We start from the raw sequence: 23,318 nt of genomic DNA, 5'->3' as shown, positions 1-23,318 counted from the left end.
GCGTCCAGCGCCGCCAGGCCGCGCTTGGCCGCGGCGTTGCCGGGATCGGCGGCCAAGGCGCGCTTGTAGGCGTCGGCGGCCAGGTCCTTGCGGCCCTTCTGGCTCCAGAAGTCGCCCTGGCGCACCAGGGCCGACACCGCGGCGCTTCCGGTCTGGGCCTCAGCCACGCTCGCCGTCCCGCCCGCCATCAGGATGGCGGCCAGGGCGGCCTCTACGGACATGCGACGCAGGGTCTTCACTTGTGGCTGCCCCCTTCGAGGCGACGGCGCGCGATGGACTTCAGCGCGAAGATGAGCGGGAACGACAGGGCCAGACCCACGCCGAAGATCGAGACGGCCAGCAGCAGCGGGCGCTGGCTGAACCACCACATCATGTAGACCCACCACGGCAGGTCGCCGGTGTGGAACTGCTTGCCGACCTGGAAGCTGGAGAAGCCGTCCTCGGTGACCACCGCCAGGTCGCCCTGCACGCGGGCGTTCTGGGCCGGGTCGTCCAGGCGCGCGAGCACGGCGGGCAGGCGGGCCGGATCACTGGCCAGCACCGCCACCACCGCCCGATCGCCGTCGTAGGGCGAGCGGAAGCTGACCAGGCCCTCGAAGCCGTCGCCGGCCACCAAGAGGTCGTCGGCGTGCTCGCGGGCGGCGGACGCCTCGCCGTCGGCCATCAGGAACACCCGCTCGGCCAGGGCGGCGGTCTTCAGGCGCAGGCGGTCGGCCTCGAAGGCCACCGGCGCGCCCGCGAACAGGCCCGGAAGGCGCCGCGCCGTCTCCGGCCGGCCGATCAGCAGCACGTCGCGGCCCTTCAGCGCGGCCTCGTCGCCGCCGCGCGAGATCGCCACGCGGGTCACCGGCGCGCCGGTGACGTCGCCGAAGCGGCCCATCAGGTTCAGGAACGCCTCGATGTCGGCCGGCGCCGGGGTCGCGTCCAGCACCACGGTGGTCTTGTCGAGGTCGGCGTTGCGGGTGAACGGGAAGCCTGCGCTGGCGAAGAAGGCCAGGTTCGGCAGGGCCGCGAAGTGCCGGCCGCCGCTGAGATCGATGGTGCTGTCGGGATCGACGCCGCTGTGGACGTTGGTCGGCAGCTGGCCCTGGCAGGCGCCGGTCTTGTTGCTCTTGATGTCGAAATAGAACTGCAGCTGGCTGGCGCCGAACAGCAGGTAGGGCGGCAGGTCCAGGCTGTGCTCGTTGCGGGCGAAGCGGTTGAACAGGCCGCGCACCTCGGCGGTGCGGTCCTGGGCGCTGAGCCGGTAGGAGCGCAGGTACTGGCCGTTCAGCGACACGTCCAGGCGCGACTGCTCACGGTCGAACCACGGCCCCTTGGGATAGCGGTAGCGCACGCGCATCGGCGCGCCCTGCACCGGCCACAGGAAGAGGTCGGGCGCCACGCGGAACGGCACGTTGACCGGGGCCGGCGACAGGCCCGGCGCCTGCAGCAGCTGGGCGTCGACCAGCTCGCCCATGCGCACCGGACGGTCCATGCGCAGCCAGCGCGGCGCGTCATAGGGCGCGCGCGGGGCGATCAGGGCGGTGTCGACCTGGGCCATGGCGCCGCTGAGGCCGCCCTGCGAGATGCTGAGCGCCAGGGCGGCGCGGCGGATCTCCGAGGAGTCGCGGCCGATCACCAGCAGCAGGCGGCGTTCGGGCGCCAGCGGATTGGCGATCACCGCCAGGGTGGGACCGCCCACCTGCGGCAGGGTCAGGCCGTCGATCGTCTGGCCTGACTGGCCGAACACCACGCCCTCGCCCTGCGGCAGGGCGCCGATCAAGGTCGGGAAGGAAAAGCCGCGATAGCTGGCCCGCATGCCGAAGTACGAGGCCGCCGCCCCCGCCCCGCGCAGCACCGCGTCGGACGGCGTCTCGGCGAACACGAACGGCAGCACCAGCTTGCCGCCGCCCTTGTCGAAGAACGGCCCGGGCAGTTGCGACAGGTCCGGCTGGCCCGGCAGGCGCGAGACGGTCAGCTCCAGGCGCGAGCGCTGGTTGCTGACGTTCATCCACAGCGACGAGTGCTGCGGGTCCTCGCAGGCGCGGGTGTAGTGGCCGATGAAACGGAGATTGAGGTTGTTGTCGCGCAGGAACAGGGCCGGGTCGATCGGGATCGACCATTCGGTCCCGGCCGCGCGGTCGGGGGTCAGCATCACCGTGCCGGCGGGCTCGCCGTTCAGGGTGACGGCCAGCTGCGACAGGTCGCCCAGCAGCGACGGCGAATAGGCGCCGTTGACCACCAGGCGCGCACCGGTGACCACCTCGTCGCGGCGCAGGGTGAAGTCGACGCCGGCCTCGCCCTGCACGCCGCGAAGGCGCAGCGCCTGGCCAAAGCCCAGGTCCTTCAGGGTCAGCACCCGCACCTGTCCGGCCGGCGCGGGCGCGACGGCCTGGACCGGAACCTGGGCCTTGGCCTGTCCGCTCCAGCCCACGGCGCCGGCCAGCAGGGCGCCGGCCAGGATCACCGCCGCGCCGCCCTCGGGCCCGCCGGTCCGCGCGCGCGGCGTCAGCGAGGCCGGCTTGGCCGCCCGCCACCAGAACAGGATGCTGGCGCTGGCCCGCACCAGGCCGGCCAGGGCCGCCAGAGGCCGCACCGGCGCCCAGTGAGCGTTGGGCTGCCAGGCGTCCGCGCGGCCGACGACGTTGCGCACCAGGTCGCGGCGTTCGGCAAAACCGAGCGGCAGGAACTGCACTCTCAAGACCCCCTTGTCGAACATGACGGCGCGGGCCTTGAACTGGCGGGCGCGCTCGTCCTGCAGGAATTCAACCGTGTCGATGTGGCGCTCGTTCCCCCAGAAGCCGTCGGGAACGATCGCCGAAAGGCCGCCCATCGAAACCTCGCGGGTCTCGACATCCAGAACCTCGCCGTTGGTCAGGCGCAGGCGGGCCGGCAGCAGGGCCTCGATGCGGACGTGCTGGCGCACCTGGCGGGTCTCGCGGCCGACGGCGATGGCGGTCAGCAGCACCAGCAGGCTGAACAGCGTCCAGAAGGTGTTGAGCACCAGGGTGCCGACCAGCACGAAGTCGGGCTCGGCGGTGACCAGCTTCCAGACCCCCCAGCACATGCCGGCGATCAGCAGGCCCGCGACCACCACGTGCGGCCACATCAGCGACCAGTCGAAATAGCCCTTCTCCAGCCGCCCGCCCTTGTCGGTGACGTTGAACTTGCCGCGCTTGGGCGCGAACAGGGTGACGATGGTCGGGGCCACCAGGTGGAAAGCCAGCAGCGTCTCGTAGATCTCGCCCCAGAACGCCATGCGTTCCTCGCCCTGCATGCGGTTGTTGGTGACGATCGAGTGCACCAGGTGCGGCAGGGCGTAGACGAGGATCACCGGCGCCGAGGCGCTGATGATGTTGAAGCCCAGCAGCAGGAAGGCCAGCGGCGAGGTCAGGAACACGATGCGCGGCAGCGGGAATTGGAAGTGCAGCATCGCGTTCAGGTAACAAAGCCGCTGGGCCAGGGTCAGGCCCTTGCCCATCAGCGGATTGTCGACCCGGAAGATCTGGGTCATGCCGCGCGCCCAGCGGATGCGCTGGCCGATGTGCAGGGCCAGGCGCTCGGTGGCGAGGCCGGCCGACAGGCGGATTTCCAGGAAGGCGGTGTTCCAGCCCTTGCGCTGCAGCTTCAGCGCGGTGTGGGCGTCCTCGGTGACGGTCTCGTGGGCGAAGCCGTGGGTCTCTTCCAGCGCCGAGCGACGGATCACCGCGCACGAACCGCAGAAGAAGGCCGCGTTCCACAGGTCGTTGCCCGGCTGGACGACGCCGTAGAACAGGTCGCCCTCGCCGGGGATGTCCTTCACCGTCTGGATGTTCCGCTGCACCGGATCGGGCGAATAGAAGTGGTGCGGCGTCTGCAGCAGGGCCAGGCGCTGGTCCTCCTGGAACCAGCCCAGCGTCATCTGCAGGAAGGCGCGCGTGGGGATGTGGTCGCAATCGAAGATGCAGACCAGCTCGGCGTCGGTCTGCTCCAGGGCGTGATTGAGGTTGCCGGCCTTGGCCCCGAAGTTGTCGGGGCGGGTCATGTAGATCGCGCCGGCCTTCTCGGCGAAGGCCTTGAACTCGGGGCGGCGGCCGTCGTCCAGCAGGTACACCTTGAAGCGGTCGCGGGGGTAATCCATGCCCAGCGCGGCCAGCACCGTGTCCTGCACGATCTCCAGGCTCTCGTTGTAGGTCGGGATGTAGACGTCGACCCGCGGCCAGGCGTTGGGGGCGCCCTCAAGCGGCCGCACCGGGCGCTGCAGCGGCCAGGCCGTCTGCAGGTAGCCCAGCAGCAGGATCAGCCAGGCGTAGATCTCGGCCAGATAGAGGCCCGTGCCGAAGAACGCCTCGCCGGCGTTGCGGAAATGCAGGGTCTCGGTCGTGCGCCACCACAGATAGCGCGTGCTGACGATCACCGAGACGATGCACAGGGCGATGGTCAGGTGCTTGGACTGCGACAGGCGGTTGGCCACGACCACGCCGACGATGGTCGCGCCCGCGAACAGCGCCTGGTCCTTGAAGCTGAGCGGCACGACGATCGCCACGACGGCGACGGCCAGGAACGCCGCGATCAGCAGCGCCACCCCGGCGCGGAGCATCGCTCGTTCCAGGAACGACTTGGGCGAGGTCCCCGTCGTCATGCCAGCGCTCGCGAGTCTTGGCCCTCGATCGACGGCCATGGCTGCATTGCTGTCATCGCCGAAGAACCTTCCACTCTTATAGTCAAGCTTCCCAACGGGCGCGGACCGCCGATGCTATCTGTTACGCGTATGGGCCTACAAGCGAGGCCGTATGACTGATTGAGCAGCAGTTCCAGAGGGTGTCGCCGCGACCAAAGGCCGCATTACTTCCCGACATGGGAAAACAGCGACCTCGAAAACCTGATTACAAGTATGAACGTCGAACGATACTTGCGGGCAACTCTATCCGCGAGTTCGAACCCGCGGGCACGCCCGAAGGTGGAATTCACCGCGAAGGGGGCGTTGGGGAACGGTTTTCAGCGCCCGGGCATCGAGCCAATTCCGGTATCGGTCGATAGCGCCTTTGGCTTAGACCCCGGCAGGCCGGCTCTCTACCGTCAGCCTCAAGAAACGGCCCCCGGCGTTCGGGAACAGGCCGTCGCTCGGAGAGGACTTCATGAGCCAGATGTCGCCGACGGACGTGGCCCGCCAGCTCGGCGGCGGCCTGCTGTCGTTCCCCGTCACCCATTTCGACGCCCAGCACCAGTTCCTGGAAGCGCCCTACCGCGAGCACTGCGCCTGGATGCTGGACCACGAGCTGGCCGGCCTGTTCGCCGCCGGCGGCACCGGAGAGTTCTTCTCGCTGCGTCCGGACGAGGTGGGCAAGGTGGTGCGCGCGGCGGTCGCCGAAACGGCCGGCAAGATCCCGGTCATCGCCGGTTGCGGCTACGGCACGGCTATCGCCACGGACCTGGCGCGCGACGCCGAGGCCGCCGGCGCCGACGGCCTGCTGCTGCTGCCGCCCTACCTGACCAACGCCACCCAGGAGGGTCTCGCCGCCCACATCGAGTCGGTCTGCAAGGCCACCAGCCTGGGCGTCATCGTCTACAACCGCGACAACGCCATCATCAACGAGGACACCCTCGAGAAGCTGTGCGACCGCAATCCCAACCTCGTCGGCTTCAAGGACGGGGTCGGCGACCTGGAGCTGATGATGCGGGTCTATGCCCGCATGGGCGACCGCCTGACCTATATCGGCGGCCTGCCGACGGCCGAGACCTTCGCCCTGCCCTATCTGGAGATGGGCGTGACGACCTACTCGTCGGCGATCTTCAACTTCCTGCCGCAGTGGGCCCTGTCGTTCTACAAGGCCGTGCGCGCCCGCGACCGCGAGACGGTGATGACCGGCCTGCGCGACTTCGTGCTGCCCTACATAGCCCTGCGCAACAAGGGCAAGGGCTACGCCGTCTCGATCGTGAAGGCCGGCATGAAGGCGGTCGGCCGCGACGCCGGCCCCGTGCGCCAGCCGCTGACCGACCTGACGCCGGCCGAGTTCTCCGAACTGCAGGGCCTGATCGCCCGCGTCCAGGGCTGACCCTCTGAACGCGCTGACCCCCGTCCGGCCGCCGGCCCTTCTTCCCGGGAAGAAGGCGCTGGCGATCGGCCCCAACGAACGTCTAGCCTCGCGACTCCAGGGTGTTGTCGACGGGCGCTTTCCGATGTTCGAACTCAGCCAGCTTCGCTGCTTCGTCGCCACGGCCGAAGAGCTGCATTTCGGCCGCGCGGCCCAGCGGCTGAACATGACCCAGCCGCCGCTGAGCCGGCAGGTGCAGCTCTTGGAGCGCATCCTGGGCGTCACCCTGCTCGACCGCACCAGCCGCTCGGTGCGCCTGACGCCGGCCGGCCGGGCCTTCCTGCTGGAGGCCCGCCGCATCCTGCGCCTGGCCGAGAGCGCGGCCCTGGCCACCCGCCGCATCGCCAGCGGCGACGCCGGCCAGATCGCCATCGGCTTCACCGCCGTCTCCGGCTACAGCTTCCTGCCGCGCCTGGTGATCCTGTCCAACGCCCGCCTGCCCAACGCCGACCTGACCCTGCGCGAGATGGTCACCCGCGAGCAGGTCGAGGCGCTGCTGACCGGCCGCATCGACATCGGCCTGGTGCGCCCGCCGATGGACCGCGCCGAGTTCGCCACCGCCCGCGTGCTGTCCGAGCCCCTGGTCGCCGCCCTGCCCAACGGCGATCCGCGCCTGGTCAAGGCCAGCCTGACCCTGGCCGACTTCGACGCCGGTCCGCTGATCATGTATTCGCCCGAGGGCGCGGGCTATTTCTACAACATGCTGACGACCCTGTTCGACGCCCACGGCGTGGCCCCGAACTACGTGCAGCACGTCACCCAGATCCACTCGATGCTGGCCCTCGTTCACGCCGGCCTGGGGGCCGCGATCGTGCCGGAGTCGGCCATGAGCCTGCACTTCGACGACGTGCAGTTCCGCCCCGTCGAGACCACGCCCGACCGGCCGGTCGAGCTCTACATGGCCTGGCGCAAGGACAACGAGAGCCCGATCCTGCAGACCTTCATCGACCTTTGCCTGGCCGAGGCCTCGCCGGCGGATCCGGACGAGCGCTGACGCGCCCTCCTCCCGTCGGCCGCCCACGGCCCAACGATAAAAGACGGGAGAACGCCATGACCCTCGATCGACGCGCCGTGCTGGGCGCCGCCGCCGTGCTGGCCATGCCGCTGCAGGTGAACGCCGCCGGCCGCGCCGCGCCGGTGGCGACGACCACGGCGGGCCGGGTGCGCGGCGCCGAGGTGGACGGGATCAAGGTGTTCAAGGGCGTGCGCTACGGCGCCGACACCTCGGCCCGGCGCTTCCAGCCGGCAGAGGCTCCCCAGCCCTGGAAGGGGATCGCCGACGCCCTGGCCTACGGCGCCGCCAGTCCGCAGTTGAAGACCGACGAGCCGACCAGCGAGGACTGCCTCTTCCTCAACGTTTGGACGCCCGGCGTCGCCGACGGAAGGAAGCGGCCGGTGATGTTCTACGTGCATGGCGGCGCCCATGCCAACGGCTCCGGCTCCAGCCCGCTCTATGACGGAACCTGGCTGGCGAAAACCTACGACGTGGTGGTGGTGACGGTGAACCACCGCCTCAACGCCTTCGGCTACAGCTACCTGGCGCGCCTGGGCGGACCGGAACTGGCCGACAGCGGCAATGTCGGCAACCTGGATCTGATCCTGGCGCTGCAGTGGGTGCGCGACAACATCGCCGCCTTCGGCGGAGACCCCGGCAACGTCATGACTTTCGGCCAATCGGGCGGCGGGGCCAAGTGCGTGACCCTGATGGCCATGCCGCGGGCGGCGGGCCTCTACCACAAGGTCGCCACCATGAGCGGCCAGCACGTCACCGCCATGGGGCCGATCCACGCCACGATCCGCGCCCGCGCCTTCATGGACAAGTTGGGCCTCAAGCCCGGCGAGACCGACAAGCTGAGGACCCTGCCCGCCGCCCAGCTGGTCGAGGCGCTGAAGATGCGCGACCCGCTGGAGCGCAAGGGCGGCGTCGTCTTCTGGTCGGTCGTGGACCACGGCGTGCTGCCGCGCCACCCGTTCTATCCCGACGCCCCGCGCGAAAGCGGGCATATCCCGATGATCATCGGCAACACCCACGACGAGACCAAGGCCTTCCTGGGCGGGGATCCCAAGAACTTCGCCCTGACCTGGGACGAGCTGCCGGGCAGGCTGGAGAACGAGCTGGTCCTCGACATGTCGCCCGAATACCTGGTCGGCCGCTATCGGGCGCTCTATCCGCAGGCCTCGCCGTCCGATCTCTTCTTCGCCATCACCACCGCCGGACGCTCGTGGCCGGGCCACCTGATCCAGGCCGAGCAGCGGGCCCGCATCGGCGCGCCGGCCTGGATGTACCAGCTGGACTTCGGCGCCCAGACCGACCCGAAGATGGGCGCCTACCACAGCTATGACATCGCGCTGGTGTTCGGCACGCTGGCCGCCAAGGGCTCGATGACCGGCACGGGACCGGCGGCGATGAAGGTGCGCGACCAGCTGAGCGCGGCCTTCGCGGCCTTCGCCCGGACGGGCGATCCCAACTGCGCGGCGATCCCGGCCTGGGAGAAATACACCCTGCCTCGCCGGCCGACCCTGGTGGTCAACGAGACCTCGACGATGGTGGATGATCCGCGACGGGAGGAGCGCGAGATCTTCGCGGTCGCGCCATTCATGAAGGAGGGGACGTAGCTTCGCTCAAGGAACCTCCCCCTGTGGGGGAGGCGATCGCATAGCGATCGGTGGGGGGAAGTTGCTGATGACTCCCCAACGCCCCGGCAGCTGAAAACGTCCCCCCTCCGGCCCTCCGGGCCACCTCCCCCAGAGGGAGAGGATCCAAGGCGGCGGGAGCTGTCGCGGAGCGACTGAGGGGGGTCTTCCCCCTACCGCCCCAGCCCCACCGCCGCCGAGAACGCCGAAGTCGCCCCCGCCGCCGTGGTCGTGGTGGCGGTGATCGCCGAGCCGGGGGCCGCGCCGTCGACCTGGCCTTCGAACGCCGCCCGGCCCTGGTCGTCGGCCACGGCCTTCACCACGCCCAGATAGCGCTCGCCCTCGGTTCCGCCCTTCGGGCTGGCGAACAGTTCGACGAACACCACCCCGCCGGCCCGGGCGGCGGCCTCGCCCTTCACGGCGGTCTTGCCGCCCACCGCGCGCACCGAGATCACCTTCGGCGGCAGCAGCCCGAACTGCGGCGTCGCGTGGCACTTCTCAGGCGTGTTCGCCGCCGTGCAGACCTGGGCCGCGCCGGCCTTGTCGAACACCACGCCCATGCCGCGCGAGCCGACGAAGCTGGCGTGCTCCAGCCCCGGCGGACCGATCACGACGCCGCCGCGCGCCATGGCCGGGTCGCACGAGCCGCCGGCCGAGCACAGCATGATCGGCTTGCCGTTGCCGGCGATGGCGTTCTGGCTGATGCGGTTGGCGGCGACCTTGGCTTCGGGCCGCACGGCGACGCCGATGCCGTTCCCGCGGATCTCGTTGCCGGCGATCATGTTGTCGGCGCCGCTGACGCTGATCCCGAAGGCGTTGCCGGTGAAGACGTTGGCGCCGATGTAGTTGCGCGCGCCCCAGTTCAGCTGCAGCCCGTCGGAATAGTTCGAGAAGCGGTTGCGCACGACGGTGTTGTCGTTGCCCCACAGGATCTCGATGCCCTGCGAGGGCTCCAGGTTGTCGGTCCCGCCGTCGAAGCTGTTGTCGGCGATCAGGTTGAAGGCCGCGCCCCGCGTCAGCTCCAGGCCATCGCCGTTCTCGACGAAGGCGTTGCGCAGCACCTTGTTGTCGAGCGTGGTGTGCGAGGTCGAGCCGCCCTTGCCGTCGTCGCCGCTGAGCATCACGCCCGCGCCGCCGATGTTCCGCACGATCCGATTGTCGGCGATCACCGCGTTGGAGGTGCGTAGCACCAGCACGCCGATGCAGAAGCCCCTGATCTCCAGCCCGCGCAGGCTGACGCCCCGGGTGTCGACCAAAGCAAAGCCGGGATTGCTGGCAGTGCGGACATTGGTCCCGTACTGGCCCTGCACCATGCCGGGGCACGACTTCAGGTCACGCGGAAGATAGCCCGAACCGTCGATGACGTTGTGACCGCCGGACCGGGCGAAGGCCTGACCCTCGATGGCCACGGGCCCCTTGATCGGCGGCAGGGCCGACTGGAGCACGATGGCCGGGGCGGCGATCTCGATGCGATAGCGGCCGGGCTCGGCGTTGCTGGTCTCGATCGCCCAGCGCAGCGAGCCCCTGGCGCCGTCGTCGGCGGCGCGATCGACCAGCAGAAGCTCGGTCGCCGTCGCGCCCTGGGCCGGCCCGCCGGCGGCGACGGCCGCGATGGGCTTGGGGTCCTGGGCCAAGGCGGGCGACGCCAGCAGGGCCGCGGCGATCGCGGCGGACGCTACACGAACCATCGGTCCCTCCATTCAAGGTCCACAACAGACGTCATCCCGGAAAGCCCGCGGGGCTTATCCGGGATGACGAACAATGGGGGCTCTACCCCACCCTGTCCCACGGAAAGCTCAGCGTCGGCTGGTTGACGTGGCGCTTCATCTTCAGGGTCAGGCGCGCGCCCGAGCCCGGCGCCAGGCGCAGGGTGAAGGCCGAGGCGTCGACCGCCTGGGGCGCGCCCTCGCCGATCGCGGCGCTCTGGATCTGGTGCTCGCCATAGGCGCCGCCCTGGATCGTCACCGAGCGCGGGGCGACCTGGCTGAGATTGACCAGGCTGACCACCGTCTCGTCGTCGCTCAACCGCTCGACCAGGGCCGCGACGTCCTGCGGAACGCCGGCCCGGCGGCGCTGGGGATCAAAGTAGCGCAGGCGCGCGTAGTGCAGCGCGCCGCCCTGCGAGGGCGACGACTTCGACCACGGCGGGCGGGCGATGTGGATGCCGCCCTCCATCAGCTGGATCAGCGCGGTGACGCTGGCCGGATTGATGTCGAGCGCGGCGTCGGCCAGGCGGGTGTCGGGGGTCGAGGCGTCGTCGCGCTGGGCCTGGGCGCGGGCGCGCACCCGCTCCAGGTCGCCGCGCAGCGTCTTGGCAGGATAGGAGGGATCCTTGCCATCCAGCCAGTCGAGCCATGGATGGGCCGCCGCGCGGGCGCGGTCGGACGGCTTCATCGACAGATACCAGATCTCCAGCCCGTTCAGCTGGTACTCGCCGGGCGCGAAGCTGTACCAGCCCTTGGCCCCGTACATGCGCGGCGTCGAGACCTTGCCGTCCTCGACCTTCTTCTGGGCGTTGATGACGTCGTTCTGGCGCCGCCACACGTCGAGATACTTGTCGTCGCCGGTCAGCAGGTAGGCGTTCATGAAGCCGACGATGGCGCGGGGCACGCGGTTGCGGTCCTCGCGATGGCCGGCCTGCGGCACGACGGGGCTGAAGCCCCAGCCGTAGGTTCCGCTCCACCAGCGGTCCTTGGGAACCTTGCCGTCCAGGCCGACCTTGCTGGGGATCACGTCGCCGTTGGCCCGCGCCCGCTCGATCCAGCCGTCGACATACTTCAGGATCCAGTCGCGGTACTTGGCCTCGTGGTCCAGCATGTAGGCGTTCATCACCAGGCTGGTGGCCTGCAGGTTCAGCGGGCTGTCGCCGACCACGTCGCCATACTCGTCGTAGTGGCGCAGGGTCTCCTCGTACGAGCGCTCGCCGTGCTCCATGAAGAAGTGGGTCACGTCGAAGGGGTCGCCGGCCCAGTCGAGCGGCGTGGCCTTGCGCAGCATCGGTCCCCGGCTGCCGGTGATCATGCTGCGAATGATGTTGAGCTTGGCGTCGTAGTTCGGCGTGGACGGATCCTCGCCGGTGTAGAAGCCCGAGAACCTCTTCGCCCGCTCGCGGAAGCGCGGATCGTCGGGCGCGGACAGCCCCAGCAGATTGAACACCGACAGCCCCTCGGACAGGTGCTGCCAGTCGCTCATGACCGGGAATTCCTTATAGTACATGCCCTCGCGGGCGAACGGCACGTCCTTGGTTTTGGCCGCCGTGTACTGGCGCACATTGCCCTCGAAGGCCTTCTGGGCCAGGGCCAGCACGCGGTCGCCGGCGCCCAGGGCGTGCAGGGTCGGCCAGTCGTTGACGTTCTCGATGGCGTCGTCGGGACCATCGTTGGCGCCCCAGCGCTCGAAGGCCAGGAGGTAGCCGCGATCGTCGAAATAGCGGGCGAAGAAGGCCTCGCAGGCCTCTTCGTTGGCCCTGAGCAGTTCGCGCTGTAGCAGGGCCCATTCGGGCGCGACCATCGGCGTCGCGACGGCCAGGGCGGCGGGCGCGGCGCTCGCCTTGCGGCCAAGGCCCGCGAGCACCAGGGCCGAGGCGCCGGCCAGAACATGGCGTCGAGAAAGCATCAGGCCGCCTTCAGCTGCAGGCGCTGGATCTTCCCGACGATCAGGAAGTAGGCCAGCACGGCGATCAGGCAGTGGGCGCCGACGAAGATCAACGCCCCGTCGAACGAGCCGGTGGCCTGGACGATGTAGCCGATGACGATCGGGGTCACGATGCCGGCCGTGTTGCCGAAGGTGTTGAAGACCCCGCCGGTCACCCCGGCCATCTCCTTGGGCGAGGTGTCCGACACCACCGCCCAGCCCAGCGACGCCACGCCCTTGCCGAAGAAGGCTGCGGCCATGATCACGATGACCAGCCACTCCTGCTCGACGTAGTTGCAGATGACGATGCAGGTGGCCAGGATCATGCCCAGCAGCAGCGGCGTCTTGCGGGCGATGTCCAGATTGCCGGTCTTCTTCAGCAGATGGTCGGAGATCATCCCGCCCAGCAGGCCGCCGGCGAAGCCGCACAGGGCCGGCAGGGCGGCGGTGAAGCCCGCCTGCAGGATCGACAGCCCCCGCGCCTTGACCAGGTAGATCGGGAACCAGGTGACGAAGAAGTAGGTCAGCACGTTGATGCAGTACTGGCCGATATAGACGCCCAGCAGCATGCGGCTGGTCAGCACCTGCTTGACGTTGGCCCAGGTGAAGGCCGCGCCGGCGTTGGCGCTCTTGTCCTCCATCCGCACCAGGCCGCCGCCAGCCTCGATGTAGTCGAACTCGGCCTTGCTGATCTTCGGGTGCTCGACCGGGCTGTGGATCAGCTTGACGAAGAAGAAGGCCGCCACGATCCCGATCGCGCCCATCACGAAGAACACCGAGCGCCAGCCGAAGTCGTGGGCCAGCCAGCCCATCAGCGGCGCGAAGGCGACCAGCGAGAAGTACTGGGCCGAGTTGAAGATCGCCGAGGCGGTGCCCCGCTCCGAGCCCGGGAACCAGGCGGCCACGATGCGGGCGTTGGCCGGGAACGACGGCGCCTCGGCAAGGCCCACCAGGAAGCGCATGAAGAACAGGGCCACGGCGGCCGCCAGGCCGGTGAAGATCCCCGAAAAGCCCTGCAGCAGGGTGAAGCTCGACCACAGCACCAGGGCGGCGGTGTAGATCTTCTTGGAGCCGAAGCGGTCGAGCAGCGCCCCGCCGGGGATCTGGCCCAGCACGTAGGCCCAGGCGAAGGCCGACATGATGTAGCCCATGGCCACCGGATCCAGGCCCAGTTCCTTCGACGCCGACTGGCCGGCGATCGAGAAGGTGGCGCGGTCGGCGTAGTTGATCGTCGTGATGATGAAGAGCGTCGCGATGATCAGCCAGCGCACGCGGGTACGCCTGGTGGTTTCGGTCATTGACGCTCTCCCTTGGTCGCCGCTCTGTCGTCGGCGCTTTGGAAGGACGCTAAGGGGCGTCGGGGCCCAGGTCTAAGTCAAATCGCCTATGGACCGATCCACGGGCGACATGGATCGAACCGCGGTACGCATCGAAACCCAAGGCTGTCAAAGGATCGCCCGCGCGCGAGCCGACAGGCGCCGCTGCGGAAACCTGTGGATCGGTGCACATCGCGCATAGGTCCATACCTGATTGGGATTGGCCCTCTGATCGAACCCGTCCCTATGGTTCAGGCAACGAAGAAGCAGGCTCGGCCGGCTTCCAAAAGCGGCCCGCGCAGACGGGCATCGGGAGGGACAGATGACGTCCAACAGGAATCTCCGCCTGCGCGCCGTGCTCGGCGCCAGCGCTTCGGCCTTCACCATTCTCGCCGCCGGCGCCGCGATGGCCCAGGAGGCCCCGCCGCCTGCGGCCGAACCCGCTTCGGACGAGGTCGAGGCCATCGTCGTCACCGGCTTCCGCGCCAGCCTGCAGAGCGCCATCAACCTCAAGCGCAACGAAAGCGGCGTGGTCGACGCCATCAAGGCCGAGGACATCGCCCAGTTCCCCGACCTGAACCTGGCCGAGTCGCTGCAGCGCATCCCCGGCGTGTCGATCTCGCGCATCAACGGCGAAGGCCGTCAGATCACCGTCCGGGGCCTGGGCTCGGAATACACCCGCGTCCGCATCAACGGCATGGAGGCCATCTCCACCACCGGCGGCACCGCCAACAGCGGCGGCACCAACCGCGGCCGGGGCTTCGACTTCAACGTCTTCGCCTCGGATCTCTTCAACAGCATCGCCGTGCGCAAGACCGCCTCGGCCGACGTCGAGGAAGGCTCGCTGGGCGCCACGGTCGACCTCACCACCGCCAAGGCCTTCGACAGCGGCAAGCCCCAGCTCGTGCTGTCGGCGGGCGCCAGCTACAACGACCTAGCCCAGAAGACCACGCCGCGCATCTCGGCGCTGGGCAGCCGCACCTTCTTCGACGGCAAGCTGGGCGCCCTGCTGTCGGTCGCCTACGAGGAGCGCCGCCTCAAGGAGGAAGGCGCCAACATCACCCGCTGGGCCACCGGCGCCAGCAACGGCGGCTTCAACAGCGCCTCGACCATCCCGGGCTACACCATCGCCCAGATCAACAGCGCCGACCTCTTCGCCCCGCGCATCCCCGGCTATGTCAGCTACGACATCGAGAACAAGCGCCTCGGGGTGGCCGGCTCGCTGCAGTACAAGCCCAGCTCCGACACCCAGATCACCTTCGACGCGCTGTACGCCTATCTGGCCGGCACGCGGAAGGAAGCCCAGCTGCAGGCCCTGGGCCTGTCGCGCAGCGGCGCCGGCAAGCCGCAGACGATCATCCGCGACGGCGTCGTCGAGAACGGCAACCTCGTCTACGCCCGGATGGACAATGTCGATCTGCGCACCCAGGCCGCCTATGACGAGCTGAACACCGAGTTCAAGCAGTTCACCCTGGCCGGCACGCACGACTTCAGCAGCAACCTGCGGGTCGGGGCCCTGATCGGCTACGCGGACTCGACCTTCACCCAGCCGATCTCGACCATCGTCACCTTCGACCGGGCCAACAGCCAGAACTACGTCTACGACTTCCGCAAGGGCCGCGCGCCGCAGATCCTGCTGGGCTTCGACGCCACCGACCCGGCCAACTGGTCGGCGGTCAACGGCACCTCCGAGGTGCGGATCCGGCCGCAGTTCGTCGAGAACCAGTTCTCGACCGCCAAGGTCTATGGCGAGTGGGACCTGAACGACAACCTGCGCCTCAAGGCCGGGGTCGACTGGCGCAAGTTCGAGTACGACAGCTACGGCGCCTATCGCGCCAGCGAGACCACGGTTCAGACCCTGACGCCCGCCCAGCTGGCTTCGGTCTCGCGCGTGTTCAGCGGCCTGGGCCGCAACATGGACCTGCCTGAAGGCAACTTCACCGCCTGGCTGGTGCCTGACATCGACAAGTACGCCGCCCTGCTGAACATCTACAGCAACCAGGGCATCTACGCGATGACCGACACCAACAACACCTCGGCCCGCGGCCAGTACGGGGCGGTCGAGGAGCAGGACTACGGAGCCTACGTCCAGGCCGAGTTCAAGTTCGACGCCTTCGGCCTGCCCTTCCGCGGCGACGCCGGCCTGCGCCGGGTGCACACCAAGCAGGAGTCGGCCGGCTACGCCGCCGTGGCCGGCGCGATCCAGCGGGTCGAGGTCAAGCGCGACTACGACCTGACCCTGCCCTCGTTCAACCTGGCGGCCGACGTCACCGACACCATCGTGGCCCGCGTCAGCGCCGCCCAGACCATCGCCCGTCCGGGCATCGGCTCGCTGTCGCCCGGCGGCGACGTGGCGGTGCAGGGCGCCAACCGCAACTACAGCTCAGGCAATCCGTACCTGAACCCGACCAAGTCGGACAATCTGGACCTGTCGCTGGAATGGTACCCCTCGCAAGGGGCGATGATGGCCGTCGGCGTGTTCTACAAGCGCATCGACACCTTCGTGGCCACCCTGCGCCGCGAGGCCGTCTACAACACCCTGGGCCTGCCGGACTCGCTGCTGACCGGCACCGGCGCCAACTCCGGCGAGGTGTTCCAGGTGACCCAGCCGGTGAACAGCGACGGCGGCGACCTGAAGGGCTTCGAGGTCAACGTCCAGCAGCCCTTCACCTTCCTGCCCGGCTTCTGGCGCAACTTCGGCGTGGTGGCCAACTACACCTTCGTCGACTCCGAGATCGACTATCCGACCTCGCAGACGGGGGCCACGCCGCCGATCCGGGAATCGCTGATCGGCCTGTCCAAGCACGCCGCCAACCTGACGCTCTACTACGAGACCCCGACCTGGAGCGTCCGCGGATCGCTGGCCTATCGCGACGGCTACCTGTCGCAGGTGCCCGCCAGCGACGCCAACATCGTCCAGGGCACCAACGAGACCCTGAACGTCGACATGCAGGCCAGCTGGAACATCCGCGACAACCTGAAACTGTCGATCGAGGGCGTGAACCTGACCGACGAGTTCAACGACCAGTACGTCGGCTACAGCGACCGACTGAACGTCTACACCCACAGCGGCCGCCAGTTCATCGTCGGCCTCCGCTACAACTTCTAGGCGCGATCCTACCTCCCCCCGGCGCCTAGACAGCCCGCGTCGCTCTCCTTCCAGGGCGGCGCGGGCCTTCTTTTTTGGGGGATTGGGACAAGCCCCGGTCCGCCCCCTACTCCCTCGGCATGGTGGTCGCCTGGCGGCGCACCACCCGGCAGCGGGTCTGGCCGAACTTCGTGGCGCAGAAGCCCGTCTCGTCAGAGCCCTGGCGGATCACCGCCCAGCGGTCGCGGTCGCACTGATGCCAGGTCTCGCGGAAGGCGCCCTTGTCGTCATAGGCAAACACCGGCGTGTCGCCCTGGGTGTAGAACCGGGTCATGCCGGTGAAGCCGCCGAAGCTGGTCTTGCCGTTGACCACGCCGCACACCCGGCCCGTGCGCATCATCCAAACGCCGCCGAACTCCAGCTCGCGCGACTGCTTGAGACGGGCGACCAGGGCGGGATGCACCACCGCCCAGCGTCGGGCGGCCTGGCGGCGGGCGGGCTCCAGCGCCTCGCCCTTGGCCTGGGGCAGCGGCCCCATGGCCCGCTCGAACCGGATGAAGTCGAAGATCCCGTAGGCCAACGCCGCCAGCAGCGAGACGACCATGACCAGGCCCAGGATCCGCCAGGCCAGCGCCACGCCGCGCTTGCGGCCGACATAGGCGTCGGGAACGGGCAGCACGAACGACATGGCGATCTTCCCCCTCTGACCGAGAGAAAGATTACACGCGTAATAATTACTTTCAATTCCCCTTTACGTCGTCATCCCGGAAAGCCCGCAGGGCTTATCCGGGACCCAGGGGACCGGACGCGACGCCTGGGTTCTCCGCCCTGGCGGAGGCCGACGCTGTGCGGCGGCCCCTGGGTCCCGGCTCTCCGCTACGCTGCGGCCGGGATGACGAAGAAGGGCGGGGCTAGAGCCCCTACCGCGCCTCGGCGCTGCGGTTCAGCGGCGGCGGGGTGACGCCGTCGACGAACAGCCGGGCGCTGGCGCCGGGGATGCGGGTCGAGGGCGGGGCCGGGCCGCGCGGAGCCAGGCTCCAGACGCCCATGACGATCATCACCGTCAGCGCGCCCAGGGTGACGGCGGCCGTCAGCCCCTCGCTCGAGACCGGGGCCGGGCCGGCGATGACCCGAACCCGCGACAGCAGCGGGTGACGGCCGAAGGCGCAGGCCAGCGGCGAGGCGGCGGTGAAGGCGTGGGCCTTCATCAGGGTTTCGGCGTAGCGCTTGCGGGCCTTGGGGTGCAGGGCCACGACGTCGCCGTCGCAGGCGATCTCCTGGTCCAGGCGGGCGACGGCCGCGCCCAGATGGACGACGGGGTTCAGCCAGCCCAGCGCCTGGCAGGCGGTGATGATCAGGTTGCCGCGCGGGTCGCCGCGACGCATGTGGGCGCGCTCGTGGGCCAGAACCAGCTCACGCTCGTCGGCGGTGAAGCGCTGGGCGAAGTCGCGCGGGATGACCAGGCGCGGGCAGAACACGCCCATGACCGCCGGACCTTCCAGGCCGGCGCGGGCGCGCTGGCGGAAAGCCCGCTCCGACAGAGCGATAAAGCCGGCCAGGCCGACGACGCCGGCCAGCCAGACGACCAGGAAGGCCACGGCCAGCAGGCGTTCGGGCGGCTGTTGCGCCGCGCCCGCGCCCAGGGCGTCCGACAGGCTGGGGAAGACGCTGGCCAGGGCCGCCGCCGGCGCCAAGCGCCACAGCTTGTAGGCGGCTTCCGAACCGACCAGGCGACGCACAGGCACGCGCAGCGCCAGCACGACCAGCACGCCGACCGCGGCGGCCAGCTGCGCCCGCAGCAGGGTTATGGCCAGCAGTTCAATCAGCATCGTCCAGCTCCGCGATCAGCTGCTTCAGCTGCTTGACCTCGTCGGGCGACAGCGAGCGGTGCTTGGCGAAATGGGCGACCAGCGGCGTCAGGCGGCCTTCGAACAGGCGGTCCAGCAGGCCCTGGCTCTCGGTCTGCAGATATTCGGCGCGGCTGACGATCGGCACGTAGCGGACGCGGCCGTCGATGCGGCGCGACTCGATGGCCTTGCGCTTGAGCAGGCGATTGATCAGCGTCTTGACCGTCGCCTCGCCCCAGCCCTGCGGGCCGGCGACAGCCTCCAGGATCTCCTCGACGGTCAGGGGGCTCTGGCTCCAGAGCGCTTCCATGACGTGGCTTTCGGCGTGGGTGATGCTCATGGCTGTCCGCTGCTCTACTGACCTGAATGATTACGCCCGTAAATGAAGCCGTCAAGCGATGCTTGGCGGACGCCGCCGGTCGTTTAAGAGTGCGCGCCATGACTCTTCTGCTCGCCCCTCGCCTCGCGCCCTGCGGTCCGGTCGTCGATCCCAAGGCCGCCGAGCGCGCCCACGAGATGATCGCCAAGCGGGCCGGCGAGCGGATGAGCGTGGTCGACGCGGCCTGGCCGGCCCTGGCGCCGGTGTTCGCCGCCAGCGCCTATCTGGCGGGCCTGGCCCGGCGCGACGGCTTGCGCCTGCCGACCATCCTCGACAGCGATCCCGAACAGCGCCTGGCCCAGATCCTGGCGGCCGCCCACGCCGTCGCCGCCGAGCCCGACTTCGAGGTCGCCCGCAAGACGCTGCGCGAACTGAAGGCCGACCTGCACCTGCTGACCGCCCTCGCCGACCTGGGCGGGGTGTGGGACCTCGACGCGGTCACCGGGGCCCTGACCCGCTTCGCCGACGCCAGCCTGCACGCGGCGCTGGCCCAGGCCGCCCGGGTCGAGGTGGCGCGCGGCGCGCTGACCCATGTCGGCGACGGCGCCGACGGCCCGATCCCCGGCCTGTTCTGCATCGCCATGGGCAAGCACGGTGCCTATGAGCTGAACTACTCCAGCGACATCGATTTCTCGATCTTCTACGCGCCCGAGACCCTGCCGGTGAGCGAAGGAACCGAGCCGCAGGGCGTGGCCGTGCGCCTGACCCAGCACCTGGGCCGGATGCTGGCCGAGCGCACCGCCGACGGCTACGTCTTCCGCATCGACCTGCGCCTGCGCCCCGATCCGTCGTCGACCCCGCCGGCCATGCCCATCGACGCGGCCCTCGACTACTACGAAAGCGTCGGCCAGAACTGGGAGCGGGCAGCCCACATCAAGGCCCGCATCGCGGCCGGCGACATCGCCCGCGGCGAGGCGTTCCTGGCCGAGCTGCAGCCCTTCATCTGGCGGCGCAATCTCGACTTCGCCGCCATCGCCGACATCCACTCGATCAAGCGCCAGATCCACGCCTACAAGGTGGACGAGCGGCTGGAGGCCAAGGGCGCCGACCTGAAGCTGGGCCGCGGCGGCATCCGCGAGATCGAGTTCTTCGTCCAGACCCAGCAGCTGATCCTGGGCGGCCGCCACCCGGACCTGCGCAGCCCGCGCACGCTGGACGCCCTGGCCGCCCTGCGCGACGCCGGCCATGTGACCCCGGAAGACTGCGCCTACCTGACCGCCGCCTATCACGACCTGCGGGCCCTGGAGCACCGGGCCCAGATGATCGCAGACGACCAGACCCACAAGCTGCCGGAGTCAGACGCCGACCGGAAGAAGGTCGCCGCCCTGTGGGGGCAGGCAAACCTGCGCCGCTTCGACGCCGCCGTCGGCAAGATGCTGAAAGGCGTCAACCAGCGCTACGGCGCGCTTTTCAAGGGCGAGGAGGAGCTGTCGTCGCGCTTCGGCAGCCTGGTCTTCACCGGCGTCGAGGACGATCCGGAGACCCTGGCCACGCTCAAGCGCATGGGCTTTTCGAGCCCCGAGCGCGTGGCCGCCACCATCCGCGGCTGGCATCACGGCCACATCGCCGCCACCCGCACCGAGCGCGGCCGCGAGCTCTTCACCCGCCTGGCCCCGCGCCTGCTGGACGCGGCCAATGCGACGGGGGCGCCGGACGCGGCCTTCAACCGTTTCGCCGACTTCTTCGCCTCGCTGAGCTCGGGCGTGCAGATCCAGTCGCTGTTCCTGGCCCAGCCGCGCCTGTTCGAACTGGTGGTGCAGGTCATGGCCTTCGCCCCGCGCCTGGCGACCACCCTGGCCCGCCGGCCCACGGCGCTGGACGCCCTGCTCGACCCGGCCTTCTTCGGCCCCATGGAGATGCCTTCCGAGGCGCCGTGGGACCCGGCCGAGTTCGAGCCTTCGATGGACGCGGCCCGCCGCCTGTTCCGCGACCAGACCTTCCGTATCGGGGTGCGGGTGATGAGCGGCACGGCCGACGCCCGCGACGTGGGCCGGGCCTTCGCCGACCTCGGCGACCTGATCGTGGGCGGCCTGGCCCCCGCCGCCCTGGCCGAGGTCGAGCGGCTGGGCGGGGCCTTCCCCGGCCAGGTGGCCGTGGTCGCCCTGGGCAAGGCCGGCTCGCGCGAGATGACCGCCAAGTCCGACCTTGACCTGATGACGCTGTACGCCGTCGACGCGCCGGCGGCCCAAGGGGACGTCGTTTCGGAGATCAAGGGCTGGAGCGCCGACGTCTTCTACGCCCGCTTCACCCAACGCCTGGCCTCGGCCCTGTCGGCGCCGACGGCCGAGGGCACGCTGTACGAGGTGGACCTCAAGCTGCGGCCCTCGGGCAGCAAGGGACCGGTGGCCGTCAGCTTCGCGGCCTTCGAGGACTATTACGAGCGCGAGTCCGAGACCTGGGAACTGCTGGCCCTGACCCGCGCCCGGGTGATCTGGGCCAGTTCGCCGGCCTTCAAAGCGCGCGCGGAAGGCGCCATCGAGGCCGCCCTGCGCCGCCCGCGCGACGTGGCCAGGACCGCCGCCGACGTGCTGGACATGCGCGACCTGATGGAGCGCGAGCGGCCGGGCAAGGGCCCGTGGGACCTGAAGCTGGAGCCCGGCGGCCTCGTGGACATCGAGTTCATCGCCCAGTTCCTGCAACTGGCCCACGGACCGGACGGCGGTCCGCTGGCCCAGAACACCGGCGAGGCCCTGTCGGCGCTGATCGAGGCGGGCCTGGGCGACAAGGCCTCGCTCAACGCGGCCCTGTCGGCCTGGCGGCTCGAGCAGGACCTGTCGCAGCTGATCAAGGTGGCGCTGGAGAACGGCGACGACCCGGAAAGCGAACCCAAGGCCTTCCGCGCCCTCCTGGCCCGCGCCGGCCACGTGACGCAGTTCCGCTCGCTGAAGGCCAAGCTGGTCAAGGCCAAGGCCGAGGCCCGCAAGGCGTTCGAACAGGTGGTGAGGTAGACCCCCTCAGTCGCTCCGCGACAGCTCCCCCGGAGGGGAGCATCTTGGCGCTCAAGATCCTCCCCCTCTGGGGGAGGTGGCCCGAAGGGCCGGAGGGGGCCTGCCGCCCCCAGCGACGGAAACCCCGCCCTGCCCCGTTGAAGCTCCAGAAGGACGGGCCATACCCTCACCCGGAGCATTCGATGAAGACGTTCACCACCCTGGTCGCCGCGACCGCGATCGCCGCCTGCGCCCTCCCCGCCATGGCCCAGACCAAGCCGGCCGGCCAGCCCCTCGCCGCCTTCCAGGCCGACCGCGCCGGGCAGATGCTGGCCAAGCTGGACGCCAACAAGGACGGTAAGCTGTCCAGGACCGAGTTCGAGGCCATGCGCCAGAAGAAGCCCGACGCCGCCAAGGCCCAGGGCGCCAAGGCGGGTCGCGGCGAGCGCCTGTGGGGGCGGCTCGATGCCGACAAGGACGGCTTCCTGTCGCGGACCGAACTGCAGGCCATGGCCGGCAAGCGCTTCAAGCGGATGGACGCCGACGGCGACGGCGTGCTCACCTCGGCCGAACGACAGGCCGCGGCCGGCAAGGCCAAGGCCGCGATGTGACGGCCGGCATGGGCTTGGCGTGACGAGGTGAGGCTTGGCGAGCGAGGGGGAAGACCCCGACCTGGCGTTGCTGGAGGGCGTGGGACGGGGCGACCCGGTCGCGGTGCGACGGCTGCTGGACGCTCGCCTGCCCCGCATCCTGGCCTTGGCCCGGCGGCTTCTGGCCGACCCGGACGAGGCCCAGGACGTCGCCCAGGAGACCTTCCTGCGGGCCTGGAAACAGGCGCCCTCGTGGCGTCCGGGCCAGGCCCGCTTCGACACCTGGCTGCACCGCGTGGCGCTGAACCTGTGCCGCGACCGGCTGCGGCGACGGCGGGAGACGGCGATGGCGGAGCCCCCGGAAGTGATCGACGCGGCCCCGACCGGCGAGGGCGCGCTGCTGGGCGTCCAGATCGGCGGGCGCATCGAGCGCGCCCTGGCCGCCCTGCCCGAGCGCCAGCGCGAGGCGATCGTGCTGTGCCATCACCAGGGCCTGGGCAACAAGGAGGCCGCCGCCCTGCTGGAGGTGTCGGTCGAGACGCTGGAAAGCCTGCTTGGCCGTGGACGGCGCGCCCTGCGCGCGGCCCTGGCCGACCTGATGGAGGCGGTCCGATGAGCACCGGGACGATCAAGGAGGGCGCGCGACCATGACCCCCGACCGCTTCGCCGAACTGGCGGCCGCCCACGGCGGCGACATCGGCCGCTGGCCCCAGGAGGTGCGCGAGGCCGCCCGCGCGGCCCTGGCCGCCGATCCGCACGGCCTGGGCGCGCTGCTGGCCGCCGAGGCCGACCTCGACCGCCTGCTCGACCTGGTTCCGGCCCAGGCCGCCGACGCCGCCCTGCTGGGC

15 protein-coding genes and 1 pseudogene are annotated in these 23,318 nt (G+C 70.0%); 8 read left to right on the top strand and 8 right to left on the bottom strand.

Going from position 1 to position 23,318, the window contains the following annotated elements:
- A partial coding sequence (locus tag AC1DCG_RS21650; RefSeq protein ID WP_477041662.1) for a hypothetical protein occupies positions 1-221 on the bottom strand: 221 nt, incomplete at its 3' end.
- Positions 222-235: 14 nt separating this feature from the next.
- Entirely contained in the window at positions 236-4,603 is a 4,368-nt protein-coding gene (bcsA, locus tag AC1DCG_RS21645) for a UDP-forming cellulose synthase catalytic subunit (RefSeq protein WP_477030739.1), read from the bottom strand.
- Between the two features lie 496 nt (positions 4,604-5,099).
- On the opposite strand from bcsA, the gene kdgD reads away from it, so the two are divergent.
- From kdgD to AC1DCG_RS21630, 3 genes are all read left to right on the top strand, one after another.
- Positions 5,100-6,017 (top strand): 5-dehydro-4-deoxyglucarate dehydratase, encoded by a 918-nt coding sequence (gene kdgD, locus AC1DCG_RS21640; protein WP_165257115.1) that lies wholly within the window; start codon positions 5,100-5,102, stop codon positions 6,015-6,017.
- A gap of 124 nt (positions 6,018-6,141) precedes the next feature.
- Positions 6,142-7,050, top strand: coding sequence for a LysR substrate-binding domain-containing protein (locus AC1DCG_RS21635; RefSeq protein WP_116487740.1), 909 nt, complete (start codon positions 6,142-6,144; stop codon positions 7,048-7,050).
- A gap of 56 nt (positions 7,051-7,106) precedes the next feature.
- Positions 7,107-8,672, top strand: a complete 1,566-nt coding sequence (locus tag AC1DCG_RS21630; RefSeq protein WP_477041661.1) for a carboxylesterase/lipase family protein — start codon at positions 7,107-7,109, stop codon at positions 8,670-8,672.
- Positions 8,673-8,863: 191 nt separating this feature from the next.
- Here the strand turns inward: AC1DCG_RS21630 and AC1DCG_RS21625 are convergent, their stop codons facing one another.
- From AC1DCG_RS21625 to AC1DCG_RS21615, 3 genes are all read right to left on the bottom strand, one after another.
- Entirely contained in the window at positions 8,864-10,378 is a 1,515-nt protein-coding gene (locus AC1DCG_RS21625) for a right-handed parallel beta-helix repeat-containing protein (protein ID WP_477037058.1), read from the bottom strand.
- 82 nt (positions 10,379-10,460) lie between these two features.
- Positions 10,461-12,305 (bottom strand): DUF8034 domain-containing protein, encoded by a 1,845-nt coding sequence (locus tag AC1DCG_RS21620; protein ID WP_477030736.1) that lies wholly within the window; start codon positions 12,303-12,305, stop codon positions 10,461-10,463.
- Entirely contained in the window at positions 12,305-13,621 is a 1,317-nt protein-coding gene (locus tag AC1DCG_RS21615; RefSeq protein WP_477030735.1) for an MFS transporter, read from the bottom strand. The genes AC1DCG_RS21620 and AC1DCG_RS21615 overlap by 1 nt, the downstream gene beginning before the upstream one ends.
- Positions 13,622-13,961: 340 nt before the next feature.
- Here AC1DCG_RS21615 and AC1DCG_RS21610 point away from each other — a divergent pair, with 340 nt between their 5' ends.
- Positions 13,962-16,748 carry a TonB-dependent receptor gene (locus tag AC1DCG_RS21610; RefSeq protein WP_477037057.1) on the top strand — a complete coding sequence of 929 codons (2,787 nt, stop codon included), beginning with the start codon at positions 13,962-13,964 and terminating at the stop codon, positions 16,746-16,748.
- A 106-nt stretch (positions 16,749-16,854) separates the two neighbouring features.
- On the opposite strand, the gene AC1DCG_RS21605 is transcribed toward AC1DCG_RS21610, so the two are convergent.
- From AC1DCG_RS21605 to AC1DCG_RS21595, 3 genes are all read right to left on the bottom strand, one after another.
- A complete protein-coding gene (locus tag AC1DCG_RS21605) occupies positions 16,855-17,415 on the bottom strand; it encodes a hypothetical protein (RefSeq protein WP_477030733.1) in 561 nt (186 codons plus the stop codon).
- Positions 17,416-17,647: 232 nt separating this feature from the next.
- The gene (locus tag AC1DCG_RS21600; RefSeq protein ID WP_477030732.1) at positions 17,648-18,556 is read right to left on the bottom strand and encodes a M56 family metallopeptidase; all 909 of its coding nucleotides are present in this window, start codon (positions 18,554-18,556) and stop codon (positions 17,648-17,650) included.
- Complete coding sequence (locus AC1DCG_RS21595; RefSeq protein WP_058349304.1) at positions 18,546-18,914, bottom strand: BlaI/MecI/CopY family transcriptional regulator; 369 nt, start codon at positions 18,912-18,914, stop codon at positions 18,546-18,548. Before AC1DCG_RS21595 ends, AC1DCG_RS21600 begins: the two co-directional genes overlap by 11 nt.
- A gap of 98 nt (positions 18,915-19,012) precedes the next feature.
- On the opposite strand from AC1DCG_RS21595, the gene AC1DCG_RS21590 reads away from it, so the two are divergent.
- The 4 genes and pseudogenes from AC1DCG_RS21590 to AC1DCG_RS21575 all read left to right on the top strand — a co-directional run.
- The gene (locus AC1DCG_RS21590; RefSeq protein ID WP_477030731.1) at positions 19,013-21,901 is read left to right on the top strand and encodes a bifunctional [glutamine synthetase] adenylyltransferase/[glutamine synthetase]-adenylyl-L-tyrosine phosphorylase; all 2,889 of its coding nucleotides are present in this window, start codon (positions 19,013-19,015) and stop codon (positions 21,899-21,901) included.
- A 182-nt stretch (positions 21,902-22,083) separates the two neighbouring features.
- Entirely contained in the window at positions 22,084-22,491 is a 408-nt protein-coding gene (locus AC1DCG_RS21585; protein ID WP_477030730.1) for an EF-hand domain-containing protein, read from the top strand.
- A gap of 34 nt (positions 22,492-22,525) precedes the next feature.
- The gene (locus AC1DCG_RS21580; RefSeq protein WP_165257134.1) at positions 22,526-23,086 is read left to right on the top strand and encodes an RNA polymerase sigma factor; all 561 of its coding nucleotides are present in this window, start codon (positions 22,526-22,528) and stop codon (positions 23,084-23,086) included.
- Positions 23,087-23,117: 31 nt separating this feature from the next.
- Positions 23,118-23,318, top strand: a pseudogene (locus tag AC1DCG_RS21575) (hypothetical protein); the annotation flags it as partial.

This window comes from Caulobacter sp. 10L414, assembly GCF_056395525.1.
Note: the sequence above shows the minus strand (reverse complement) of the source record. Positions and strands in the feature narration are given on the sequence as shown.

Bases quoted from the DNA above. Each gene is read 5' to 3' on its own strand.
- bcsA (WP_477030739.1), bottom strand. From the start codon at position 4,603: ATGACGACGGGGACCTCGCCCAAGTCGTTCCTGGAACGAGCGATGCTC.
- kdgD (WP_165257115.1), top strand. From the start codon at position 5,100: ATGAGCCAGATGTCGCCGACGGACGTGGCCCGCCAGCTCGGCGGCGGC.
- AC1DCG_RS21635 (WP_116487740.1), top strand. From the start codon at position 6,142: ATGTTCGAACTCAGCCAGCTTCGCTGCTTCGTCGCCACGGCCGAAGAG.
- AC1DCG_RS21630 (WP_477041661.1), top strand. From the start codon at position 7,107: ATGACCCTCGATCGACGCGCCGTGCTGGGCGCCGCCGCCGTGCTGGCC.
- AC1DCG_RS21625 (WP_477037058.1), bottom strand. From the start codon at position 10,378: ATGGTTCGTGTAGCGTCCGCCGCGATCGCCGCGGCCCTGCTGGCGTCG.
- AC1DCG_RS21620 (WP_477030736.1), bottom strand. From the start codon at position 12,305: ATGCTTTCTCGACGCCATGTTCTGGCCGGCGCCTCGGCCCTGGTGCTC.
- AC1DCG_RS21615 (WP_477030735.1), bottom strand. From the start codon at position 13,621: ATGACCGAAACCACCAGGCGTACCCGCGTGCGCTGGCTGATCATCGCG.
- AC1DCG_RS21610 (WP_477037057.1), top strand. From the start codon at position 13,962: ATGACGTCCAACAGGAATCTCCGCCTGCGCGCCGTGCTCGGCGCCAGC.
- AC1DCG_RS21605 (WP_477030733.1), bottom strand. From the start codon at position 17,415: ATGTCGTTCGTGCTGCCCGTTCCCGACGCCTATGTCGGCCGCAAGCGC.
- AC1DCG_RS21600 (WP_477030732.1), bottom strand. From the start codon at position 18,556: ATGCTGATTGAACTGCTGGCCATAACCCTGCTGCGGGCGCAGCTGGCC.
- AC1DCG_RS21595 (WP_058349304.1), bottom strand. From the start codon at position 18,914: ATGAGCATCACCCACGCCGAAAGCCACGTCATGGAAGCGCTCTGGAGC.
- AC1DCG_RS21590 (WP_477030731.1), top strand. From the start codon at position 19,013: ATGACTCTTCTGCTCGCCCCTCGCCTCGCGCCCTGCGGTCCGGTCGTC.
- AC1DCG_RS21585 (WP_477030730.1), top strand. From the start codon at position 22,084: ATGAAGACGTTCACCACCCTGGTCGCCGCGACCGCGATCGCCGCCTGC.